This window comes from Xanthomonas arboricola pv. guizotiae, from assembly GCF_002940205.1.
Taxonomy (GTDB): Bacteria; Pseudomonadota; Gammaproteobacteria; order Xanthomonadales; family Xanthomonadaceae; genus Xanthomonas; species Xanthomonas arboricola_C.
The window spans coordinates 1-23,067 of record NZ_MDSK01000023.1 but is presented as its reverse complement, the minus strand read 5'-3'; the positions used below and the strand labels follow the sequence as shown (position 1 = coordinate 23,067).

The following is a 23,067-nucleotide window of genomic DNA, read 5'->3' as shown; positions in this document are numbered from 1 at the left end:
TATGAATCCGTTCGGAAGGATCCGGCAGCGGTTGATGAATCGACCTGACAGCGAACATGGCCAGGCGATCGTCCGCATCGTGCTGATCAGCTTGATCCTGTCATATGTCCTTGTGCCGGATGTCCGGCACAGCTTGCCGCTGCACCAGCACACCGGGGTCTTGGTCATCGTGCTGACAGGCCTCGGGCTGGGCCTTGCATTGTTCGGATGGCTGCTGTGGCGACCCGACCGCTCGGATGCGCGCCGCATCCTGGGCATGTTGGCCGATTACGGGCTGATGGCGGCCGGCATGATCCAGATGGGCGAGCCGCTGGCCTGGGTCTATGTCGTGGTGATGTGGGTCACCGTCGGTAATGGCCTGCGCTATGGCAACCAGTATCTGTATCTTGCGGTGGCAATGGCGGTGGTGAGCTTTTCCACGACGCTGTCGATGACCGAATACTGGCAACGCAACCAGCGCCTTGGGGTCGGGCTTGCGGTTGGTCTGGCTGCCGTTCCGCTGTATTTCTCCAGTCTTCTGCGGCAGTTGACCCGTGCAACCGCCGAGGCGCGTCGTGCCAGCGAGGCCAAGAGCCGCTTTCTGGCCAACATGAGCCACGAGTTTCGGACACCGCTCAACGGTCTGTCCGGAATGACCGAAGTATTGGCAACGACGCGGCTGGACAGCGAGCAGCGCGAATGCCTGAAAACCATTCAAGCCTCCACGCGCAGCCTGCTGGCGCTGGTGGAAGAGGTGTTGGATATCTCGGCCATCGAAGCCGGCAAGCTCCGCATCAATGCGTCCGATTTTGCGTTGCGCGATACGCTGCAGGCCATCGCCCTGATCCTGGAACCGCAGGCGAAGACCAAGGGCCTGGACTACCGGGCGAACGTGGCAGAAGACGTGCCGACGCTGTTGCATGGGGATGCGGTGCACCTGCAGCAGATCCTGCTCAATCTGGTCGGCAATGCGGTCAAGTTCACCGACCATGGCTGCGTGCAGCTGACCGTGGCGGTCAGCAATGCCCACGTGGCGACGGCGGCGCATGCCCGCACGGGACTGCGTGTGCGGTTCGAGATCCTGGACACAGGGATCGGCGTGCCGGTCGACATGCGCCCGCGCCTGTTCGAGGCCTTCGAACAGGCCGATACCGGGCTGGCCCGGCGGTTCGAAGGTAGCGGTCTGGGAACGACCATCGCGCGGGGGCTGGTCCAGTCGATGGGCGGCGCAATCGGTTTCGAGGAGAATCCACAAGGCGGTAGCCTGTTCTGGTTCGAGCTTCCGTTCGGTCCGGCGTCCGCCAAGCCGGCCGCCGCGACACCGCCCGTGTTGGCGGACGCCGATGCCACGACGATCCCGGGCAACGTGATCGCGTTTGCCGATCCATTCCTGCGCCATCGCGCCCGCGTGCGCAGCATGATGATCCTGGTGGCAGACGATCACCTGGCCAACCGCCTGGTGCTGCAGCGGCTGTTGCAGAAAGCGGGACATCGCGTGACCTGCGTGGATGGGGGCGAGGCGGTACTGGACGCGTTGGCCGACACCGACTACGACGCTGCCATCGTCGACCTGCACATGCCCGGCGTCAGTGGCCTGGACATGCTCAAGCAACTGCGGGTCATGCAGGCGGGCGGCAAACCGGGCACGCCGGTGGTGGTGCTGAGTGCCGACGTGACGCCCGAGTCGATTCGCAGTTGCGAGCAAGCCGGGGCATATGCCTTCCTGGCAAAGCCGGTTGCGGCGGTCAAGTTGCTGGACACCTTGTCCGACATCGCCGTCAACCAGAAATTGCGTCAGGCCGATCCGGCCATTGCCCAGCGCGGACCGGCGCCGAGCGGTGTCGTGCTCGATCCTGCCGTCCTGGACGAACTGGCCGAACTGGGCATGGGGAAGGAATTCGAACGCGAGTTCATCCAACAGTGCCTCAGCGACGCGGCTGCCTGTGTGGTGCAGCTTGGCAAGGCCGCCGCCGACCAGGACTGGGAGCTGCTACGCGAGCATGCGCATGCCGTCAAGGGCGTTTCCAGCAATCTCGGGCTGGTCGGACTGGCCGAGCAGGGTGGCGAGTTGATGCGGCTTTCCGAAACCCAGTTACGCGCCGAATGGCGGCAGCGGCTGGAGCAGCTCAATCACGGATTGGTACAAGGACGCGAAGCGCTTGCCCAGCGTGTACACAAAACATCCGATGGCGACGCCACCGGTAAAGGCGATTCGGGCTGAGCAAAGCCCGGCCATCGGCCGGGCCTGATTCCCCCAGTATTGGATCGACCAAAAATCAGGCAACGCTTGCGCTGGCTCGGCGATTTTGTGCCTTGACCAGGCGGTCCATCGTCCGCAGCGATTTGTCGCTCAGTGCCAGCGCCGTGTCGACCCAGACTTCGGTAATGCGCAGCAATTCGTCGTAAGGCACTGCCTGGGCCAGATTGCGTGCCGCGTTCATTGCCAGATAGGAGTTGGAGATGCGCTTCTGCTGACGGATGAGGGTCTGGGTAGCGGCGACGCCCTGTCCCTTGGGCACCAGCACGTCCACGATTCCCATCGCATGCATCTCTTCGCTGCTGTAGACGCGTCCATCGAGAATGATCTTCTCTGCCAGTTGGGGCGACACGCGACGGCAGAGGAACGAATACGCGCCCATGCCCGGAAACAGGCCGAACAGGACCTCGGGCAGCCCCATGCCGATGCCTTCCTCGGCAACGATGGTGTGGCAGGCCAGGGCCATCTCCAGCCCGCCTCCCAATGCATCGCCTTGCAGCAGCGCAATGCTGCGCACGTCCCCACCGAAGCCGACATGCAGGTGATGGACGCCTTCCACGCAGCGAATCGCGTAGCGCATGAGCTGCTCGCGATTCTGTTCGCGGATCAAGCGTGCGAACAGGTCCAGATCGCCACCGAGATTGAAGGCGTCCGCGTCGGAGGCGAGGACGAAATGACGAAGCTCGCCGGTGCGACGCTCGTGCGGTGCGCGGGTGATGGTGCTCATGATCTCCCACATGTCTTCCAGCAAGTCGGTCCGGCAGCACGGCCGTACTCCGGCGTCCGCGTCCGCATGCATAAACAACCAGTGGGTGCCGTCGGCGACCGATGAGTCGACACGAATGGTGGAATGAGGACGGCCGAGGTAGCGCTTTTCAATTTTGTTCATGGGCATGATCCTGGGAGGGCCCGCGGTGGGAGAGTGGATGCCGGCGGGCGCGCACGATCCACTCCGAATCGATGCTACACCGGCACTATCTCCACGAACGCAGAGGGCCTTCCCATCGCCGGGAAAGCCCTCTGGTGTACATCTTCGGCAGGGTCTTCACTTCCTGCCGGAACATGCCTGCGATTACCTGGTTGGTGCATCCCGCAATTCGCGGCGCAGGATCTTGCCGACGTTGGTTTTCGGCAGTTCCTTGCGGAATTCGATCACTCGCGGCTGCTTGTAGCCGGTCAGGTTGGCGCGGCAGTGCGCCTTGACGGCGTCGGCGGTCAGGGCAGGGTCCTTCTTCACGATGACGGCCTTGACGATCTCGCCGGACTTTTCGTCCGGCATGCCGACGGCGGCCACCTCCAGCACGCCGGGCATCTCGGCGATCACGTCCTCGATCTCGTTCGGATACACGTTGAAGCCGGACACCAGGATCATGTCCTTCTTGCGGTCGACGATGTAGACGAAGCCCTGTTCGTCCATCCGCGCGACATCGCCGGTGTGCAGCCAGCCGTCGGCATCCATGACCTTGGCGGTTTCCTCGGGCTTCTTCCAGTAGCCCTTCATCACCTGCGGGCCCTTGATACACAGCTCGCCGATCTCGCCCAATGGCAGCGCGGCGCCGGCGTCGTCCTTGATGCAGGCATCGGTGGACGGAATCGGCAGGCCGATCGAGCCGTTGTAGTCCTTCAGGTCCATCGGGTTGATGCAGGCGGCCGGCGAGGTTTCGGTCAGGCCGTATGCCTCGACCAGGGTCAGGCCGGTGACCTTCTTCCAGCGTTCGGCCACCGAACGTTGCACCGCCATGCCACCGCCGAGGGTCATCTTGAGCGATGAAAAATCCACCTGATCGAAGCCAGGGGTATTGAGCAGGCCGTTGAACAGCGTGTTGACCCCGGTGAAGGCAGTGAAGCGGGTCTTCTTCAGTTCCTTGACGAAGCCGGGCATGTCGCGCGGATTACTGATCAGGTGATTGCAGCCGCCGATCTTCATGAAGACCAGGCCGTTGGCCGTCAATGCAAAGATGTGATACAGCGGCAGCGCGGTGATGACCACCTCGGCGCCTTCTTCCAGCTCGCCGGTGCCGGCAAGCCACTGATGGGCCTGCTGCATGTTGGCCACCAGATTGCGGTGGGTGAGCATCGCGCCCTTGGCCACGCCGGTGGTGCCGCCGGTGTACTGCAGGAAGGCGATGTCGTCGGGCTCGATCTGCAGGGTCGGCACGCTGTGCTTGCGGCCCAGCGCCAGTGCCTCGCGGAAACGAATCGCGCCATTGATGCGGTAATCGGGCACCAGCTTCTTGACGTGCTTGACCACGAAGTTGACCAGCGCCGCTTTCGGGAAGCCGAGCATGTCGCCCAGCCCGGTGGTGATCACCTGCTTGACCGGGGTGTCGGCGATGACCTGCTGGACGGTGGTGCCAAAGTTGTCGATCAGCACCAGCACGCTGGCGCCGGAGTCGATCAGCTGATGCTTCAGCTCGCGCGGGGTGTAGAGCGGATTGACGTTGACCACGGTCAGGCCGGCACGCAGGATGCCGAAGGTGGCGATCGGGTACTGCAGACAGTTGGGCATCATCAGGGCGACGCGGTCGCCTTTCTTCAACTGCAGTTCGCCAAGCAGATAGGCGGCGAACTGCTCGACCAGCTGGTCGGCTTCGCGATAGGTGATGGTCTTGCCGAAGCTGTGATACGCGGGGCGGTCGGCAAACCGCTTGACCGAGGTGGCGAACACCTCGGCCACGGTACGGAACTGCTCCAGATCGATCTCGTCGGAGACGCCGGCCGGATAACTTTGCAACCAAGGACGTGCCTGATTCATCTGCCCCCCTCCAGGGTATTCGGTACGTGACGCGGTGTGTTCCACGGCACTACGACAGTGGGCAGCATACCGTCATGCATGGAAAAGGCGAAGCGTGATGCACAGCAGCATTCAAGCGCGGTGGCGGGTCGGGTTGGTCGCGATTTTGGTCGTGCTGGCGCCTGCAGGACGACGACTGGCAGCTGTATCACGCGCAATGGGAGCCGGTAGGGCGCTGAGCGCGGCGACTGCGGTGTGCGCATCGCCAGGCGAGCGCGGCCGGTGTCCGCTGGCTAGGTATCTTCCCGTTGCGTTGCGTTGCGTTGCGTTCGCGTGCTGCCTCTTGCTGCCTCCGACGAGGATTCATCCGTCCAGCGTCGGCACCTTCCGGCCGCCGAAACCGCACTCCCGCCAGGCGGCGGGAGTGCGGTCGAGCTGATGGCGCAGCGCGCCTTGCGATCAGGCCGCCTCGCGCGCCGCCAGTTGACGCAGTACGTACTGCAACAGGCCGCCATGCTTGAAGTACTCCACTTCCTTGGGCGTCAGCAACAGCACCTTGACCTGGAACTGCTTGACGCTGCCGTCGGACTTTCTGGCATCCACGGTGGCACGGCGGCTGGCGCCGTCCTGCAGGCCGGTGATGTCCAGCACCTCCGAACCATCCAGGCCCAGCGTCTGCGCGTTTTCGTTGTCCAGGAACTGCAGCGGCAGTACGCCCATGCCGACCAGGTTGGAGCGGTGGATACGCTCGAAGCTCTCGGCGATCACCGCCTTGACGCCGAGCAGGTTGGTGCCCTTGGCCGCCCAGTCGCGCGAGGAGCCGGTGCCGTATTCCTTGCCGGCCAGCACCACCAGCGGCACGCCCTCGGCCTTGTACTTCACTGCCGCATCGTAGATCGCCAGTTTTTCCGGCTCGCCGCCATTGGCCGGGTAATACAGCGTGTTGCCGCCTTCTTCGCCGCCGAACATCAGGTTCTTGATGCGGATGTTGGCGAAGGTACCGCGCACCATCACGTCGTCGTTGCCGCGGCGGCTGCCGTAGCTGTTGAAGTCGGCCGGCTGCACGCCGCGCTCCTGCAGGAAACGGCCCGCCGGCGAATCCTTCTTGATGTTGCCGGCCGGGGAGATGTGGTCGGTGGTGATCGAGTCGCCGAACAGGCCCATGATGCGCGCGCCGTGCACGTCCTCGACATGGCCGACCTGCATGGTCATGCCGTCGAAGTAGGGCGGGTTCTTGATGTAGGTCGAGGCCGCGTCCCATTCGTACAGCGCACCATCCGGGGAGGCGATGGTGTTCCAGCGGCTGTCGCCCTTGAACACGTCGGCGTAGTTCTGCTTGAACATTTCCGGGCCGACGGTGGCGGCGATGGTGTCGCCGATGTCCTTGTTGCTCGGCCAGATGTCGCGCAGATACACCGGCTGCCCGTCGCTGCCGGTACCCAGCGGATCGGTGGTGAGGTTGATGTCGGTGGTGCCGGCGATCGCGTACGCCACCACCAGCGGCGGCGAGGCGAGGTAATTCATCTTCACTTCGGGATGCACGCGCCCTTCGAAGTTGCGGTTGCCCGACAACACCGATGACACCACCAGGTCGTCCTTGGCGATCGCCGCAGACACATCGTCCGGCAGCGGGCCGGAGTTGCCGATACAGGTGGTGCAGCCGTAGCCGACCACGTAGAAACCGAGCGTTTCCAGATCGGCGAGCACGCCGGCCTTGCTCAGGTAATCGGTGACCACGCGCGAGCCTGGCCCGAGCGAGGTCTTCACCCACGGCTGCGCCTTCAGCCCCTTGGCCGCCGCGTTACGCGCGAGCAGGCCGGCGCCCAGCATCACTGCCGGGTTGGAGGTATTGGTGCAGGAGGTGATCGCGGCAATCACCACCGAGCCGTCGCGCAGCTGCCAGCCGGCACCGCTGGCGTTGGCGCTTTCGGCCTGGGATGCCTTCGCGCCGACCGCAGTGCCGCCGCCGCCTTCGTTCTTGAGACGGTCTTCCTGCTTGAGATCGGTGAGCTTCTTGCTGCGCGCGTCGGCGAATGGCTTGAGGCTTTCGCGGTAGTTGGACTGCATGTCTTCCAGCAGTACGCGGTCCTGCGGACGCTTGGGGCCGGCCAGCGACGGCTTGACCTCGGCCATGTCCAGCTCCAGCGTGGCGCTGTACTGCGCCGGCGGGGTGTTGGCGTCGTGCCACAGGCCCTGCGCCTTGGCATAGGCCTCGACCAGCGCGATCTGCTCCTCGCTGCGGCCGGACAGGCGCAGATAGGTCAGCGATTCGTCGTCGATCGGGAAGATGCCGCAGGTGGCGCCGTATTCCGGTGCCATGTTGCCGATGGTGGCGCGGTCGGCCAGCGGCAGGTGCTGCAGGCCTTCGCCGTAGAACTCGACGAATTTGCCGACCACGCCGGCCTTGCGCAGCATCTGGGTAACGGTGAGCACCAGATCGGTGGCGGTGGCGCCTTCGGGCAGCTTGCCGCTGAGTTTGAAGCCGACCACCTGCGGAATCAGCATCGAGGATGGCTGGCCCAGCATTGCGGCCTCTGCCTCGATGCCGCCGACGCCCCAGCCGAGCACGCCGATGCCGTTGATCATGGTGGTATGGCTGTCGGTGCCGAACACGGTGTCCGGGTAGGCGACCAGGCTGCCGTCCTCGTCCGCGCTCATCACCACGCGCGCCAGGTTTTCCAGGTTCACCTGGTGGACGATGCCGGTGTTGGGCGGCACCACCTTGAAGTTCTCGAACGCCTTCTGGCCCCAGCGCAGGAAGCCGTAGCGTTCCTGGTTGCGCTGGAATTCGATCTTGCCGTTGAGGTCGAGCGCGTCGGGCTTGCCGAACACATCCACCTGCACCGAGTGGTCGATGACCAGCTCGGAGGGGATCTGCGGGTTGATCTGGTCGGCGTTGCCGCCGAGCTTGACCACGGCATCGCGCATCGCCGCCAGGTCGACCACGCAAGGCACGCCGGTGAAGTCCTGCAGCACCACGCGGGCCGGCATGAAGGCGATTTCGATATCCGGCTCGGCGGTGGGGTTCCACTTGGCGACCGCTTCGATATGGTCCTTGCCGACGGTGACACCACCGTCCTCGTGCCGGAGCAGGTTCTCCAGCAGGATCTTCATCGAGTAGGGCAGGTGGCCGATCTCGAAGCGCTCGCCCAGCTTCGGCAGGCTGTAGTAGGCGTAGCGCTTGCCATGGACCTCAAGCGAGGTGCGGGTGGAAAAGGAATCGCTCATGCATCACTCCTATGGCTGCAGGCTGTAGGTCTGTTCTGAACAGTGTGACCAATTCAGTGTGTACGTTCGGTTGCAGGACAGGGTATGTGGCCTTGAGTACGACAAGTCAAGTATGTAGAATCTGCGCATACTTTCTGCCGGGGCCACCTCCATGGAAGCCACAGTTGCCGAACGCGGGCAGATCACCTTGCCCAAGGCCGTGCGCGATGCCCTGGGCCTGACCAAGGGCACCACGCTCAAGATCGAGCTCGACGGCGGGCGCATCATCCTGCGCAAGGACGTCAGCGAGGCGCTGCGCAAGGTGCGCGGCAAGTTCAAGCTGGTCGACGGGCTGACCAGCACCGACGAGGCGATGCGCGCCATCCGCGGCCGCGCCCCCGGGGACCCGTTCGACCCATGATCGCGCTGGATTCCTCGGTGCTGCTGGACATCCTGGTCGGCGATGCGGTCTACGGCGAGGTGTCGGAGATCTGCATCGGCGATGCGCTGGCGCGCGACGAGGTGGTGGTCTGCGATGCGGTAGTGGCCGAAGTGCTGGCCATGCTCGACACCCAGGTCGACCTGATGGAAACCCTGGCCTCGATCGGGGTGCGCTACGAAGCCACCCAGGAAGCGGCGGCGGTGCGCGCCGGCCATATGAACAAGCGCTTCCGCGCGCGCGGCGGCAAGCGCGAGCGGGTGGTGGCCGATTTCCTGATCGGCGCCCACGCGCTGCTCCAGTGCGACGGCTTGATCACCCGCGACGAGGGCTTCTTCCGCGATTACTTCAAGGGTTTGAAGATCGTTGTTCCCAAACCCGCAAGCTGATCCACGTTTCGCGTCTACACATTCACTGTTGTCTTTCGGAGAATCCGCATGTTGGAAGCCTACCGCCACCACGTTGCAGAGCGCGCCGCGCTCGGTATCCCGCCGCTGCCGCTGACCGCGCAGCAGACCGCCGAGGTCATCGAGCTGCTGAAGGCTCCGCCGGCGGGTGAAGAAGAGTTCCTGGTCGAGCTGCTCAGCCAGCGCGTGCCGGCCGGCGTCGACGATGCCGCCAAGGTCAAGGCCTCGTACCTGGCCGCGGTGGCCTTCGGCACCGAGAAAACCGCGCTGATCAGCCCCACCCGTGCCACCGAGCTGCTCGGCACCATGCTGGGTGGCTACAACATCCAGCCGTTGATCGACCTGCTCGACAACGCCGAGCTGGGCGCCACCGCCGCCGAAGCGCTCAAGCACACCTTGCTGGTGTTCGACGCCTTCCACGACGTGCAGGAAAAGGCGCAAGCCGGTAATGCGCATGCCAAGGCCGTGCTGCAGAGCTGGGCCGATGCCGAGTGGTTCACCAGCAAGCCGGAAGTGCCGCCGAGCCTGACCGTCACCGTGTTCAAGGTGCCGGGCGAGACCAATACCGACGACCTGTCGCCGGCACCGGATGCCACCACCCGCCCGGACATCCCGCTGCATGCGCTGGCGATGCTGAAGAACAAGCGCGACGGCGCGGCCTTCGAGCCGGAAGAAGACGGCAAGCGCGGCCCGATCCAGGCGATTGCCGATCTCAAGGACAAGGGCCATCTGGTCGCCTACGTCGGCGATGTGGTCGGTACCGGTTCCTCGCGCAAGTCGGCGACCAACTCGGTGCTGTGGTGGACCGGCGAAGACATTCCGTTCATTCCGAACAAGCGCTTCGGTGGCGTGTGCCTGGGCAGCAAGATCGCCCCGATCTTCTACAACACCATGGAAGACGCAGGCGCGTTGCCGATCGAACTGGACGTGTCGCAGATGGAGCACGGCGATGTGGTCGAGCTGCGTCCGTACGACGGCAAGGCGCTGAAGAACGGGCAGGTGATCGCCGAGTTCGCGATGAAGTCGGATGTGCTGTTCGACGAAGTGCGCGCCGGTGGCCGCATTCCGCTGATCGTTGGCCGCGGCCTGACCGCCAAGGCGCGCGAGTTCCTGGGCCTGCCGGCCTCGGACCTGTTCCGCCTGCCGATGGACCCGCCGGACACCGGCAAGGGCTTTTCGCTGGCGCAGAAGATGGTCGGCCGCGCCTGCGGCCTGCCGGAAGGCCAGGGCATGCGCCCGGGCACCTATTGCGAGCCGAAGATGACCTCGGTGGGCTCGCAGGACACCACCGGCCCGATGACCCGCGACGAGCTCAAGGACCTGGCCTGCCTGGGCTTCTCCGCCGACCTGGTGATGCAGTCGTTCTGCCACACCGCCGCCTATCCGAAGCCGGTCGACGTCAAGACCCACCACACCTTGCCGGAGTTCATCTCCACCCGCGGCGGCGTCTCGCTGCGCCCGGGCGACGGCGTGATCCACAGCTGGCTCAACCGCATGCTGCTGCCCGACACCGTCGGTACCGGTGGCGACTCGCACACGCGTTTCCCGATCGGCATTTCGTTCCCGGCCGGCTCCGGCCTGGTGGCCTTCGCCGCCGCCACCGGCGTGATGCCGCTGGACATGCCTGAGAGCGTGCTCGTGCGCTTCAAGGGTGAGATGCAGCCGGGCGTGACCCTGCGTGACCTGGTCAACGCGATCCCGCTGTACGCGATCAAGGACGGTCTGCTGACCGTGGCCAAGCAGGGCAAGAAGAACATCTTCTCCGGCCGCATCCTGGAAATCGAAGGCCTGCCGAACCTGAAGGTGGAGCAGGCGTTCGAACTGTCCGACGCCTCGGCCGAGCGTTCGGCGGCCGGTTGCACCGTGCACCTGGACAAGGCGCCGATCATCGAATACCTGACCAGCAACATCACCCTGCTGCGCTGGATGATTGCCGAAGGCTATGCCGATGCGCGCACGCTGGGCCGCCGCATCAAGAAGATGGAAGAGTGGCTGGCCGATCCGCAGCTGCTGCAGCCCGATGCCGACGCCGAATACGCGGCGGTCATCGAGATCGATCTGGCTGACATCGTTGAACCGATCGTGGCCTGCCCGAACGACCCGGACGACGTCAAGACGCTGTCCGACGTGGCTGGCGCGGCGATCGACGAGGTGTTCATCGGCTCGTGCATGACCAACATCGGTCACTTCCGCGCCGCGGCCAAGTTGCTGGAAGGCAAGCGCGATATCCCGACCCGCCTGTGGGTGGCGCCGCCGACCAAGATGGATGCCTCCGAGCTGACCAAGGAAGGCCATTACGGCACCTTCGGCGCGGCCGGCGCGCGCATGGAAATGCCGGGCTGCTCGCTGTGCATGGGCAACCAGGCGCAGGCGCGCGAGGGCGCCACGGTGTTCTCCACCTCCACGCGTAACTTCCCGAATCGTCTGGGCCGCAACACCAACGTGTACCTGGGTTCGGCGGAACTGGCGGCGATCTGCTCGCGTCTGGGCCGCATCCCGACCAAGGACGAGTACATGGCCGATGTGGGCGTGATCAAGACCAGTGGCGAGCAGATCTACCGCTACATGAACTTCGATCAGATCCAGCAATATCAGGACGTGGCCGACACCGTCGCTGCCTGATCCAGCTGGTTGCTCACCTGTTCGAAAACGCCCGGCAACGCCGGGCGTTTTTCGTTATTCGGGCGATGACTTCGTTTCAGCTGCGTAATGTCGGGAGTTAAGGCAAGCGCAGTTAACTCGTCTGTCGCATTGCAACAAAAATCTGAAGTCGGCGGGTCTAGAGTGGCCGCTCCCATCGCTCTGATTGATCTCCAATGCCTACTTGCACGATCGCTGGTCAAACGCTGCATTACGCACAATACGGTCAAGGGTTTCCGGTGTTGCTTGGCCACAGTTATCTCTGGGACGCGGCCATGTGGGAACCGCAGATCCAGGCCCTCTCGCCGCACTATCGGGTCATCGTTCCCGAGTTGTGGGGGCACGGGCAATCGGCGGCACTGCCAGCGGGCACGCAGACGGTGGGCGACCTTGCCAGGCAGATGCTGCTGTTGCTGGATGCGCTGGAGCTACCGCAATGCGCAGTGGTCGGCCTGTCGGTCGGTGGCATGTGGGGCGCCGAGTTGGCGCTGCTGGCACCGCAGCGTGTGCGCAGCCTGGTGCTGATGGATACCTTCCTGGGTGCCGAGCCGCAGGCCACGCAAACGCGTTATTTCGCTTTGCTCGATGCGATCGAAGCAGCCGGGCAGGTGACGCCTGCGTTGATCGAGGCGATCGTGCCGACCTTTTTCCGCCCCGGCATCGATCTGAATTCCGCGCTGCCGGCTGCGTTTGCGCAGTGCCTGGCGGCGATGTCGGCCGGGCAGTTGCGCACCTCGATCGTGCCGCTGGGCCGGCTGATCTTCGGGCGCGCGAATCGCCTGGAGGCGATGTCCGCGCTGGATCCGGCCAGCACCTTCCTGCTCGGTGGCGCAGACGACATTGCGCGGCCGCCGGAAGAATTGTGGTTGATGGCCGAGGTGGTCGGTTGCGACTACGAGCTGATCCCCGATGCCGGACATATCGCCTCGCTGGAGAATCCGGCGTTCGTCACCGCGCAGTTGCTGGGTTGGTTGAAGCGCACCGTGGCATCGGATTCGACGCGGATGCAAAGGCGCGCGCTTGAAGGCAGCGTTCAGGCACAGGCGCCGCTCCCATGATGTGCTGCTGATCTGGCGATCAGAACGACACCATGCGTTGCTTGCAAGCATGAGCACCGGCCACCTCACTTGGCGCTGCTTGCAATCATGAGCACCGACCACCTCACTTGGTCCTTGCCCGCTCAGCGTCGCCGGACCTTACGCGGCATGGATGCCGCGTAAGGTCCTACAGGGACGTACTTGCGGCGTGTCCTGCGAGGGGGGCGGGCAAGGGCCCTGCACCGAAGCACCAAATCAGATGATTTGCCTTCTGGCAGTTTGCTTCGATCTGTTGATGCGAGCGTAGAACGCTATGAGAACGGCCTGCCAAACCACGACGTAGTGTCGTGAGCCGCGCTAAGGCTGCGCACCCAGCCAGGCTTCCAGTGCCGCTGCCGGCAACGGCCGCGAAAATAGATAGCCCTGCAGCACTTCGCAGCCGAGGTCGGCGAGGAACAGGCGTTGGGCTTCGTTTTCCACGCCTTCGGCGACCACGTGCTTGCGCAGATGCTCGCCGATGCGCAGCACCGAGGTGGTGAGGGCGCGGGCGTCTTCGCTGTGTTCGATGTCGCGCACGAAGCTCATGTCCAGCTTGAGTTCGTCGATCGGCAGGCGATGCAGGTGGCTCAGGCTGGAATAGCCGGTGCCGAAGTCGTCCAGCGACAACGAGATGCCGGCTTCGCGGATGGCGTGCAGGTTTTCCAGCACGCCGGGCTGCCCGGACAGCATCACGCTTTCGGTCAGTTCCAGGGTCAGGTCGGAGGGCTGCACGCCCATGTCGGCGATGAGCCGGAGCAGATCCGACAGCATGCGCGGACTTTCGAAACTGCTGGCCGACAGATTCACCGAGACGCGTGCCACCGGTACGCCGCGCTTGCGCCAATCGGCAACCTGCCGGCATGCGCTGCGCAGTACCCAGTCGTTGATCTGCGGCATCATGCCTTGCTCTTCGGCCACGGGCAGGAACCGTGCCGGCGAAATGGCGCCCAGTTGCGGATGATTCCAGCGCAACAGCGCTTCCACGCCGTACAGCGCGTGCGGCGCGGCGCTGTGCAATTGCGGCTGGTAGTGCAACTGCAGCTGATCGCGGTCGATCGCCTGGCGCAGTTCCGCTTCCAGTGCAACGCGCTCCTGCGCCATGCGGTTCATGTCGGAGCTGAAGAAGCGGAACCGTCCGCCGCCTTCCTGCTTGGCGCGGTTCATGGCCAGATCGGCATGCCGCAGCAGGATGTTGATGTCGCGGCCGTCCTCGGGAAACATCGCCACGCCGATGCTGGCCGACGGATGCACCGTCATGTGCCCAACCGGCAGCGGCCTGGCAATGGTGCCCAGCACGCGTTCTGCGGCGGCACTGGCCTGCTCGGCGCTGCATTGCGGCAGTGCAAGCGCGAATTCGTCGCCGGCCAGGCGCGCCAGCATGGCGGTGGCGGTCAGCTGCTCGCCGATGCGCAAGGCGATGTCGCGCAACAGGCCATCGCCGGCGGCGTGGCCCTGGCTGTCGTTGATCAACTTGAAGCGGTCGATGTTGATGAACATCAACGTGGCAGGTTCGCCGGCGTATTCGGCCTGCGTCAGCGCCTGCTCGGCGCGTGCGCTGAACATGATGCGGTTGGGCAGGCCGGTCAGCGCATCGTAGAACGCGAGTTGATGCACGCGTTGGCGGATCTGTTCGCGTTCCAGCGCCAGCGTGCACAACTGCTGGCACAGATCGGTGAGGCGTACGTGCCAGGCATCGGCACGCTGCGCCTTGCGGTAGTACAACGCGAAGGTACCGAGCACGCGTGCGCTGTTGGAGCGGATCGGCGTGCTCCAGCACGCGTGCAGACCCATCGGCAGCAGCAGGTCGCGGAATTGCGCAAACAGCGGGTCGGTGGCGATGTCTTCCACCATCACCGCGCGGCCGCGCCAGGCGGCCGTGCCGCAGGCGCCCGCACCCGGGCCGATCTTCAGCCCATTGACCGCATCGGCGTATTCCGGCGGCAGGCTCGGCGCGGCCAGCGAATGCAGGCAGCCCTGATTGTCCGCGCTCATGACCGTGGCCAGCACGTCCGGCGCGATGCGCTCGACCTCGGTGCAGATCAGCGTCATCACCTCGATCAGCGGCCGCTCCTGCACCAGCGCCTCGAGCACGCGGTGCTGCAGCACCTCATGCATCTTGGTGTCGGTGATGTCGGTCAGCACCGCCACGTAATGCGACGGCAGATGCCTGGCGTCGTAGATCGGATTGAAGTTGAGCGAAATCCACAGCGGTGTGCCGTCCTTGCGGTACACCAGCAGGTCGGCCTGGGTCTGCTGCAACGCGTCGGCGCGGTCGCGGATGCGCGCCACCTCGTCCTGGTCGCTTTGCGCGCGGGTCAGCACGTCGGACGGGCGCTTGCCGACCAGTTCGGCTTCGGTATAGCCGAACATGCGCTGGAAACCGTCGTTGGCGTAGAGCAGGCGCGATTGCAGATCGCAGATCAGGATCGCACTGCTGCTGCCGTCCAGCGCTTCGGCCAGCAGGCGCGAGCGCGTGGCGTCGGGATGTTCGTCCGGCCTGCTCACGCCAGCGGTGATCGGGCCCGCCTTGAGCGTCCTGGGGAGGGGCGCGTGATCTGCCGGCCTATCCGCCGTCGCCAGCGACGCGGTGACCGCGACGCCGGGAACCGCCGCCTGTTCAGACGGATGCGGGGGACGGACGGTCATGCCGGATCAACGCGCCTGTGCCGACAGCGCGATCAGGCGCTCGGCAACGCGGTCCAGCGGCACCACTTCCTGCGCGGCGCCGAGCTTGTAGGCGGCGCCGGGCATGCCCCACACCACGCTGCTGGCTTCGTCCTGCACCAGCGTCGGCGCGCCGGCCTGCAGCATTTCCAGCAGGCCGCGTGCACCGTCGTCGCCCATGCCGGTGAGGATGGCGCCGACCGCATTCGGCCCGGCATTGGCGGCGACGGAGCGGAACAGCACGTCCACCGCCGGCTTGTGGCGATTGACCGGCGGGCCGTCGTCGATGCGGCAACGCCAGCGCGCACCGTCGCGGATGATGCGCAAGTGCTGGCCGCCCGGCGGCAGGTAGGCGTGGCCCGGCAGGATCGCCTCGCCATCGCTGGCCTCGCGCACCGACATCGCCGAATGGCGATTGAGGCGATCGGCGAAGGCGGTGCTGAAGCTGGCCGGCAGATGCTGGGTCATCACCACCGCCGGGGCATCGGCGGGCATGTGTTCGAGCACCACGCGCAGGGCTTCGGTGCCGCCGGCCGAGGCGCCGATGGCGATCAGGCGGTCGGTGGTGCGGAAGCGCAGCGCGCTGCCGGGGACCGGCGCGGACTGCATGTCCAGGGTGACCTTGGGCGCGCTGGGACGATTGAGCGCGCTGACCTTGGCCTTGGAGGCCATCTTGACCTTGCTGACGATCTCTTCCGCGTAGCCTTCCAGCCCGCGGGCGACGTCGATCTTGGGCTTGGAGACGAAATCCACCGCGCCCAGCGACAAGGCCTGCAAGGTGGTGTCGGCGCCGCGCTCGGTCAGCGACGAAATCATCACCACCGGGGTGGGGCGCAGGCGCATCAGGTTTTCCAGAAACACCAGGCCGTCCATGCGCGGCATTTCCACATCCAGCGTGATCACGTCCGGATTGAGGCGTTTGATCTTTTCGCGCGCCAGGATCGGGTCGGCGGCCGAGCCGATCACCTCAATGCCGGCATCGCGCGAGAGGATTTCGGTCAGCATCTGGCGTACGACCGCCGAGTCGTCGACGATGAGTACGCGTACAGGGGTTTCCAGCGTCATTCGAACAACTCCACTCCACCGGTAACCGGTGCTTTGGACAGACGGGCGCGCACGGCCGATTCGGCGGCGGCGACTTCGGCTTCGTGTGCATGCGGCAAACGCTGCACGACCACGCGTCCGGTCGTCGGGAAGAACCACACCTTGCGCGGATGGATGCCGCACAGATCCTCGGCAATGATGGGAATGTGTTCGGCCTGCAGGTACTGGCGCACGAACTCGGCGTTGCGGGTGCCGACCGGGTTGCTGGTGAAGCCCTTGAGCACGTTGGCGCCGCCGAAGACCTTGGCTTCGATACGTTTGCGGTGCGCGCCGCGCTTGAGCATGTCGTTGATCAGCAACTCCATTGCATAACTGCCGTAACGCGCGGGTGCGCCATCGCCGACCTGGCCTTCCGGCAACAGGAAGTGATTCATGCCGCCGATCTTCAGGACCGGGTCGCGCAGGCAGGCGGCAACGCACGATCCCAAGGTGGTCGTCAACGCGGTGTCGTCGTCGACCACCAGGTACTGGGTGGGCAGCAGCTTGGCGGTGATGGTCTGGAACCGCGAATCGCGGTAGCGCATGACATCGTCGACCTGCACGGCGGTACTCATGCGGACGCTCCCGCGCGCGGGCTGCGCCGATACAGCGTGCGCCCGCACGGCTGGATCAGATCGGCCGCGTGCAGGTAGTTCTCCGAATGCCCGGTGTAGAGCAGACCGTCGTCGCCCATGTGGCTGACCAGCCGCGACAGGATGCCGCGCTGGGTCGGCTTGTCGAAATAGATCATCACGTTGCGGCAGAACAGCGCCGCGTACGGGCCGCCGACGTCGTAACGCGGTGCCAGCAGGTTCAGCTGGCGGTATTCGATGAGTTGGCGCAGCGCCGGAATGACCCGGCACTTGCCCTCGTTGGGACCGCTGCCGCGCTGGAAGTACTTGCGCTTGATCGATGCGTCCAGCGAGGCGACGCGGTCGATGGCGTAGACGCCGCGCGAGGCGGTCTCCAGCACCTGGGTGTCGACGTCGGTGGCGACGATGCTGACCGGCGGGGTCAGGGTGCCGAAGGCTTCGCAGGCGGTGATGGCGATGGAGTAGGGCTCCTCGCCGGTGGAGGCCGCGCACGACCAGATCTTCAACGGCGCCTGCGAGGCGCGCTTTTGCAGTTCTTCGCGCAGTTTGTCGAAGTGGTGCGGCTCGCGGAAGAACGCGGTCAGATTGGTGGTCAGCGCGTTGGTGAACGCCTGCCATTCCTCCTCGTCGTTGCCGGCTTCGAGCTGATCGAGATAATCGCGGAACGAGCGCAGGCCGAGCACGCGCAGGCGACGCGACAGCCGGCCATACACCATGTCGCGCTTGGCCGGAGCCAGGGCGATGCCGACACGCTGATAGATCAGGTCGCAGACGCGTTTGAAATCGCGGTCGCCGAAATCAAATTCGCGTGTGTCTGAAGCGGAAGTCGTGGTCGTCATATCCATACGCGTCGTGAGCTATAACTGGATATCGGCCACGGAGCCGCGCAACTGAAGCGTCAATGCGTGGATTGCACGCGGTTGGGTTCGGTCTGCAGTGTGCTGGGGCAGGGCGGTGGCGTTTGCCAGCCGCTGCAGGCTGCACGCTGTGTCATTCCGGCATCGTGCGCCCCGTGCTCGGCGCAGGTGGGCAGATGCACAACGCCCCGGCAGTGCCGGGGCGTTGTGGGTGACAGCGGTGAATCAGAACTCTTGCCAGTTACCGTCGGCCAGTGCGGCCTGGGGTTTGGCAGGCCGCGACGCGCTTGCCGCAGCCCGCGCCACCGGCTTGGCGGCGCTTTTCACTGCAACCGGGCGCGAGGCGATCGGCCGCCCCCGCGCGGTCTGCGCAACCTGCGCCGCTTCGTCCAGCTTGAACACCGACACCGCTTCGGCCAGGTGGCCGGCCTGCTCCTCCATCGAGCGGGCAGCGGCGGTGGCTTCTTCCACCAGGGCGGCGTTCTGCTGGGTGGTTTCGTCCATCTGGGTGATGGTCTGGTTGACCTGCTCGATGCCGGCCGACTGTTCCTGCGAGGCAGCGGAGATCTCGCCCATGATGTCGGTCACGCGCTGCACGCTGGCCACGATCTCGGCCATGGTCGCACCGGCCTTGCGCACCAGTGCCGAACCTTCGGCCACCTTGTGCACGGAGTCGTCGATCAAGCCCTTGATCTCCTTGGCCGCACCGGCCGAACGCTGTGCCAGCGTACGCACTTCCGAGGCGACCACGGCAAAGCCGCGGCCCTGTTCGCCTGCACGGGCGGCTTCCACCGCCGCGTTCAAGGCCAGGATGTTGGTCTGGAACGCGATGCCATCGATCACCGAGATGATGTCGGCGATTTTCTTGGACGAGGCTTCGATGCCGGACATCGTGGTGACCACCTGCGACACCACTTCGCCGCCCTGCGAGGCCACGCCGGTGGCGCCGATGGCCAACTGGTTGGCCTGACGGGCGCTTTCGGCGTTCTGCTTGACGGTCGAGGTCAGCTCCTCCATCGAGGCGGCGGTTTCTTCCAGGTTGGCGGCCTGCTGTTCGGTGCGGTGCGACAGGTCGCTGTTGCCGGAGGCGATCTCGCCGGCGGCCGAGTTGATCGCGGTGGACGAGACCTTGATGCGTCCGACGATGTCGGCCAACTGCTCGGCGGTGGCATTGGCATCGTCACGCATCTGCGCGAACACGCCGCTGAACTCGCCGTGCATGCGTACGGTCAGGTCACCACGCGACAGCGCCGACAGCAATGCGGAAATCTGCTCCAGGCTGCCGGCGTTGGCATCCAGCAGGCCGTTGAGCTGTTGCGCCAGCTGCAGGAAGAAGCCCTGCTTGCCGTCGGTTTCCACCCGCCCACTCATGTCGCCGCTGGCGGCAGCACGCACGATGCGGGCGACTTCTTCTTCGACCTGGACTTCGATGGTGCGGTCGCGCCATTCGCAGACTTCGCCGGTGCTTTCGCCGTGCTCGTTCTTGATCGAGGTAACGGTCTGGGTCACCACGAACTCGCCATAGCGCTCTTCGAAGCTGGTGATGCCGTCGCGTTCCAGTGCTGCGATGGCCTTGCGCACGGTCGATTCGGGCAGGCCGAGATAGCTGATGTGCTGGCCGATGATCTTGTTCGCATCGAAGTCGGACGATGCCAGGCGGATGCTGCCTTCGTAATGCGTCACGATCTTCATGAACGCCTCGTTGGCGTAGATGATGGTGCGATCGGCATTGGTGATGAAGGTGCCGGTGGAGGATTCGTCCAGTGCGGTACGGATACGCAGGTTTTCGTCGGCGATCTTCTGATCGCGTTCGATGCGTTCCTTCAGGTCGCGCTGCATGCGGTGCATGGAGCGCATCAGTTCGCCCACTTCGTCCTGGCCCTGCACATTGATCTGGCCGTCGAGCTTGCCGCTGGCGATTTCGGTGGCGGTGGAAACGGCGCCACGCATGCTCTTGACGATGGAGCGTGCGAACAGGAACGCCAGGCCCAGGCCGCCGACGATGCCGATCAACAGCACCATCACCGTCAACGAGACCGAGGTGGCATGGACTTTTTCGGCCTTGCTCTTTGCAGCCTGCGCCAACTTGTTGTCTTCGGTGATCAATGCGGCCAGCGAATCCTTGGCCTTGTTGTGCAGGGTGCGGGTCTCGCCGACGAAGGTGTCGATGGCGTCGTCGGGCAGGTTGAGCTCGATCATTTCATCGACGCTGGCGTAGGACTCCGCTGCCTTCTTCCAGTCCGCCACGAACACGTCGAACAATTTCTTCTGCTGCGGGCTCTCGATCAGGCGGGGGTAGCCCTTGATCGTGGCATCGATTTCGCCATGGAGCCGCTTGGCGCGGACCTTGGCTTCCTGCTTGACCGAGTCGCTGGCGCGCACCAGATTCTGGTAGGCCGCATTTCGATATTCGCCGAGCATGCCGCGCAGGTCGCCTGCTTCGCGCACGCTGGACATGGTGTTGCCGGCCAGGTCGCGGGTGACGTTATTGAGCGACGCCAGGCCCGCATAGGCGATGATGCCCTGCACCAGCATGATCAGCAGCACGATGCCGAACGCCAGCATCAGCTTGGGCATCAATTTCAGATTGTTGATCCATTGCATTGACACGATTCCCCGGTAGAAGTCAGTGCGCATAACCGCAAACGGCAGATCGCCACGCGCGAGGGCGTGGCGATCTGCGAGGCGATTACTTGATGGTGGCCAACTTCAGGCTGGCCGGTGAGCTGACTTCGATTTCGGCACGCGAGCTGTCACGCTGGATCTTGCCGAGCACACACACGTCCTTGCCTTCCAGGGTTTCCGGGGCAAAGCTGAACTTGCCGCGGTTGGCGCCGTCGATGCGGGCCGAGAAGGTGTGACGCGGGAACATGCCGCCCATGTACAGGAAGGTGGGTTCACCTTCGGAGCTCTGGGCGTACTTGGCCTTTTCGACCTTGCCGCACACCATGCCGTCCTTGCCGACGAAACGGGTCGCCATTTCCGGCGGAATCATTTCCTGCGACTGAGCCGACAGCGTGGGAGCGACGATCACGAGAGCAGCGACGGGGAGGAGCGAGAGCAGGAACTTCATTGGGATTCTCCAGAATCAAAAGTCGAACGGTGACCCGTTTGTGGACGCGGGCTTCTATTCAGCTATCGGCTAGCCGCCGTTCAACTTGAATCCGAAAAACGTGATTTCAATCACACTTCAACTTCGTTGTGTGTCTCGTGTCGGGAAGCTCCCGACACCAGATGGTCTGAATCAGGCCGCTTCTTCGGCCAGTTGCTGCTGACCGAGCTCGGTGCTGTCCAGCAAGGTCTCGATATCGAGCAGGATCAGCATGCGATCGTCCTGGGTGCCGATGCCCGAGATGAAGCGGGTGTCGACCGAGGCGCCGAATTCGGGGGTGGGGCGGATCTGGTCGTCGTTGAGCGGAATCACGTCCGAGACGCTGTCCACCACGATGCCGACCACGCGGTCTTCGACGTTGAGCACGATCATCACGGTGAAGGCGTCGTAGCGCGCTTCTTTCAGGCGCAGCTTCAGGCGCAGGTCGATCACCGGCACGATGGTGCCGCGCAGGTTGATCACACCCTTGATGTAGTCCGGTGCGTCGGGCAGGCGGGTGACCGAATCGTAGCCGCGGATTTCCTGCACCTTCAGGATGTCCACGCCGTAGTGTTCTTCGCCCAAGGCGAAGCTGAGGAATTCACCACCGGTGCCGGTGGTCGTGCTTTTGTCGTTCATGGAAACTCCGGGCGTTGCGGCTGAGTGTCGGATTGCAGCGATGGGAAAAGCATGCGGATGAGGATTGCCCTAGCAACATCGGCGCAGCGCAGGGCAACTTTAGCCGCGCGCCATGGCTGGTGCGGGCGGGTTCAGAACACGCCGCTCTTGCGCGCATTGCGCTGGCGGTCGACCCGGAAGATGTAGCGCTGGATGGTCTCGTCGGCACCGCGTGGCAGGTCGCTGAACTGCATGCCGACACGGAAACCTTCGCTGCCGTTGGGCAGGGTCTGCTTGTACTGGCTGCACACCGTCAGCGGCAGGGTGATCGGCGCGGTGTCGGGCAGTTGCAGCGTGCAATTGCGGTAGGTGCGCTGCGGTTCGAGCAGGGGCATGCCGTCGGTGAGCGAGACCGCCAGGCCGCCGCTGCTGATATCGATCACGCGCAGCTGCAGGTTGAGAGTGCCGCCCTGTGCCTCGTCCTGGCGAATGATGCAGACGGGCGAGTCGGTGATCGGCGTTTCCAGCCGGTACGACTCGCGACGCTGCAGGTGATACATCGCCTCGGGCAGCTCGGCGCGGAAGGCGACGTGGATGTCGCGCTCCAGCCGCTCGGGCGTTTCCAGGCGGAAGCGGATATTGACCCGTTCCAGTTGTGCGTAGCACAGCAGGTACTTGGCGTCCTGGATGGCGCGGTTGGAGGCCTCGTTATGGCTGCCGTCCAGAATCACGCAGTCGTCGTCTTCGTCCACCTCGAGCACGGCGGTGGGCACGGCCATGTCGCGCCCGGCCACATGCATGGTCACGATGGCGCGCTGGTCGAGCAACTGGCGCAGCAGGCCACGGATCTGCCGTTTGTTGCGTAGCAGATAGCGCTCGTCGCCTTCGGCGAGGTGGTCGGCGTCGTGGTCCAGCTCGGAGGTATCGCCTTGGGACATGGGCACAGGCACAGTAGATGCGGGAAGCCGCCGGAACGGTTGTCCCGGCGTCGCCTTGATATCGGCGGTAAAACGAAATCTTTAACAGCGGCTGACAAACACGATCGCGTGAAGTCCTGGTTGCTTTGGGCGTTGTGTTCCCAGTGGCTGGATAGTGCACATGGATCAAGTGTAGAGCGCGTGGTGCTGCCGCTTGGCTGCAGGGCCCTTGCCCGCCCGCCATCGCAGAACACGCTGCAAGTACATCCATCTAGGCGGTGGCGCGGCATCCATGCCGCGCAAGGTCCCGCGACGGTGGGCGGACAGGGACCAGTGGAAATGGTCGGTGTGCACGGTTCCAGGCCTCTTTTTTAGTTGCCGTGTTTCGATGGACTTGGGTAGTGCAAATATATAAGAGCGGCTAACAAAACCCTTGAATTCTGTTGAGTCGGCGACAACATTGCCGGCATGACACGTCGCAACGAGATCCCTAGTGCGCTTTGGA

The 23,067-nt window shown here is 64.5% G+C and carries 16 protein-coding genes; 5 read left to right on the top strand and 11 right to left on the bottom strand.

Features of this window, described 5'->3' with window-relative positions; translation table 11 throughout:
• Nucleotide 1: 1 nt before the first annotated feature.
• Complete coding sequence (locus tag XarbCFBP7408_RS14340; RefSeq protein ID WP_181106953.1) at nt 2–2,200, top strand: ATP-binding protein; 2,199 nt, start codon at nt 2–4, stop codon at nt 2,198–2,200.
• 55 nt (nt 2,201–2,255) lie between these two features.
• On the opposite strand, the gene XarbCFBP7408_RS14335 is transcribed toward XarbCFBP7408_RS14340, so the two are convergent.
• The 3 genes from XarbCFBP7408_RS14335 to acnA all read right to left on the bottom strand — a co-directional run bounded on the left by XarbCFBP7408_RS14335 (nt 2,256) and on the right by acnA (nt 8,198).
• Complete coding sequence (locus XarbCFBP7408_RS14335) at nt 2,256–3,125, bottom strand: crotonase/enoyl-CoA hydratase family protein (RefSeq protein ID WP_104563532.1); 870 nt, start codon at nt 3,123–3,125, stop codon at nt 2,256–2,258.
• Nucleotides 3,126–3,308: 183 nt separating this feature from the next.
• Nucleotides 3,309–4,991: a long-chain fatty acid--CoA ligase gene (locus XarbCFBP7408_RS14330; protein ID WP_104563531.1), complete on the bottom strand. Its 1,683-nt coding sequence runs from the start codon at nt 4,989–4,991 to the stop codon at nt 3,309–3,311.
• Between the two features lie 438 nt (nt 4,992–5,429).
• Nucleotides 5,430–8,198: an aconitate hydratase AcnA gene (acnA, locus tag XarbCFBP7408_RS14320; protein ID WP_104563529.1), complete on the bottom strand. Its 2,769-nt coding sequence runs from the start codon at nt 8,196–8,198 to the stop codon at nt 5,430–5,432.
• Nucleotides 8,199–8,349: 151 nt separating this feature from the next.
• Between acnA and XarbCFBP7408_RS14315 the strand changes: the two genes are divergently transcribed.
• The 4 genes from XarbCFBP7408_RS14315 (at nt 8,350) to XarbCFBP7408_RS14300 (ending at nt 12,721) form a co-directional block, all read left to right on the top strand.
• Nucleotides 8,350–8,598 carry an AbrB/MazE/SpoVT family DNA-binding domain-containing protein gene (locus XarbCFBP7408_RS14315; RefSeq protein WP_016903180.1) on the top strand — a complete coding sequence of 83 codons (249 nt, stop codon included), beginning with the start codon at nt 8,350–8,352 and terminating at the stop codon, nt 8,596–8,598.
• A complete protein-coding gene (locus tag XarbCFBP7408_RS14310) occupies nt 8,595–9,005 on the top strand; it encodes a type II toxin-antitoxin system VapC family toxin (RefSeq protein WP_024937706.1) in 411 nt (136 codons plus the stop codon). Before XarbCFBP7408_RS14315 ends, XarbCFBP7408_RS14310 begins: the two co-directional genes overlap by 4 nt.
• Nucleotides 9,006–9,053: 48 nt before the next feature.
• A complete protein-coding gene (gene acnB / locus XarbCFBP7408_RS14305; protein WP_104563528.1) occupies nt 9,054–11,645 on the top strand; it encodes a bifunctional aconitate hydratase 2/2-methylisocitrate dehydratase in 2,592 nt (863 codons plus the stop codon).
• A 194-nt stretch (nt 11,646–11,839) separates the two neighbouring features.
• Entirely contained in the window at nt 11,840–12,721 is an 882-nt protein-coding gene (locus XarbCFBP7408_RS14300; RefSeq protein ID WP_258072140.1) for an alpha/beta fold hydrolase, read from the top strand.
• A 336-nt stretch (nt 12,722–13,057) separates the two neighbouring features.
• Here the strand turns inward: XarbCFBP7408_RS14300 and XarbCFBP7408_RS14295 are convergent, their stop codons facing one another.
• The 8 genes from XarbCFBP7408_RS14295 to XarbCFBP7408_RS14260 all read right to left on the bottom strand — a co-directional run bounded on the left by XarbCFBP7408_RS14295 (nt 13,058) and on the right by XarbCFBP7408_RS14260 (nt 22,583).
• Entirely contained in the window at nt 13,058–15,385 is a 2,328-nt protein-coding gene (locus XarbCFBP7408_RS14295) for an EAL domain-containing protein (protein ID WP_181106946.1), read from the bottom strand.
• 6 nt (nt 15,386–15,391) lie between these two features.
• Nucleotides 15,392–16,468 (bottom strand): protein-glutamate methylesterase/protein-glutamine glutaminase, encoded by a 1,077-nt coding sequence (locus XarbCFBP7408_RS14290; RefSeq protein ID WP_104563525.1) that lies wholly within the window; start codon nt 16,466–16,468, stop codon nt 15,392–15,394.
• Nucleotides 16,465–17,061, bottom strand: coding sequence for a chemoreceptor glutamine deamidase CheD (gene cheD, locus XarbCFBP7408_RS14285; protein ID WP_024937701.1), 597 nt, complete (start codon nt 17,059–17,061; stop codon nt 16,465–16,467). The genes XarbCFBP7408_RS14290 and cheD overlap by 4 nt, the downstream gene beginning before the upstream one ends.
• Nucleotides 17,058–17,924 carry a CheR family methyltransferase gene (locus XarbCFBP7408_RS14280; protein ID WP_104563524.1) on the bottom strand — a complete coding sequence of 289 codons (867 nt, stop codon included), beginning with the start codon at nt 17,922–17,924 and terminating at the stop codon, nt 17,058–17,060. Before XarbCFBP7408_RS14280 ends, cheD begins: the two co-directional genes overlap by 4 nt.
• Before the next feature lie 237 nt (nt 17,925–18,161).
• Nucleotides 18,162–20,540 carry a methyl-accepting chemotaxis protein gene (locus XarbCFBP7408_RS14275; RefSeq protein WP_181106949.1) on the bottom strand — a complete coding sequence of 793 codons (2,379 nt, stop codon included), beginning with the start codon at nt 20,538–20,540 and terminating at the stop codon, nt 18,162–18,164.
• Nucleotides 20,541–20,625: 85 nt separating this feature from the next.
• On the bottom strand, nt 20,626–21,009 hold the full coding sequence (locus tag XarbCFBP7408_RS14270; RefSeq protein ID WP_003486337.1) for a hypothetical protein: 384 nt from the start codon (nt 21,007–21,009) through the stop codon (nt 20,626–20,628).
• Between the two features lie 171 nt (nt 21,010–21,180).
• Entirely contained in the window at nt 21,181–21,666 is a 486-nt protein-coding gene (locus tag XarbCFBP7408_RS14265) for a chemotaxis protein CheW (RefSeq protein ID WP_016904902.1), read from the bottom strand.
• A gap of 131 nt (nt 21,667–21,797) precedes the next feature.
• Complete coding sequence (locus XarbCFBP7408_RS14260) at nt 21,798–22,583, bottom strand: flagellar brake protein (RefSeq protein ID WP_181106951.1); 786 nt, start codon at nt 22,581–22,583, stop codon at nt 21,798–21,800.
• Between the last annotated feature and the right edge of the window lie 484 nt (nt 22,584–23,067).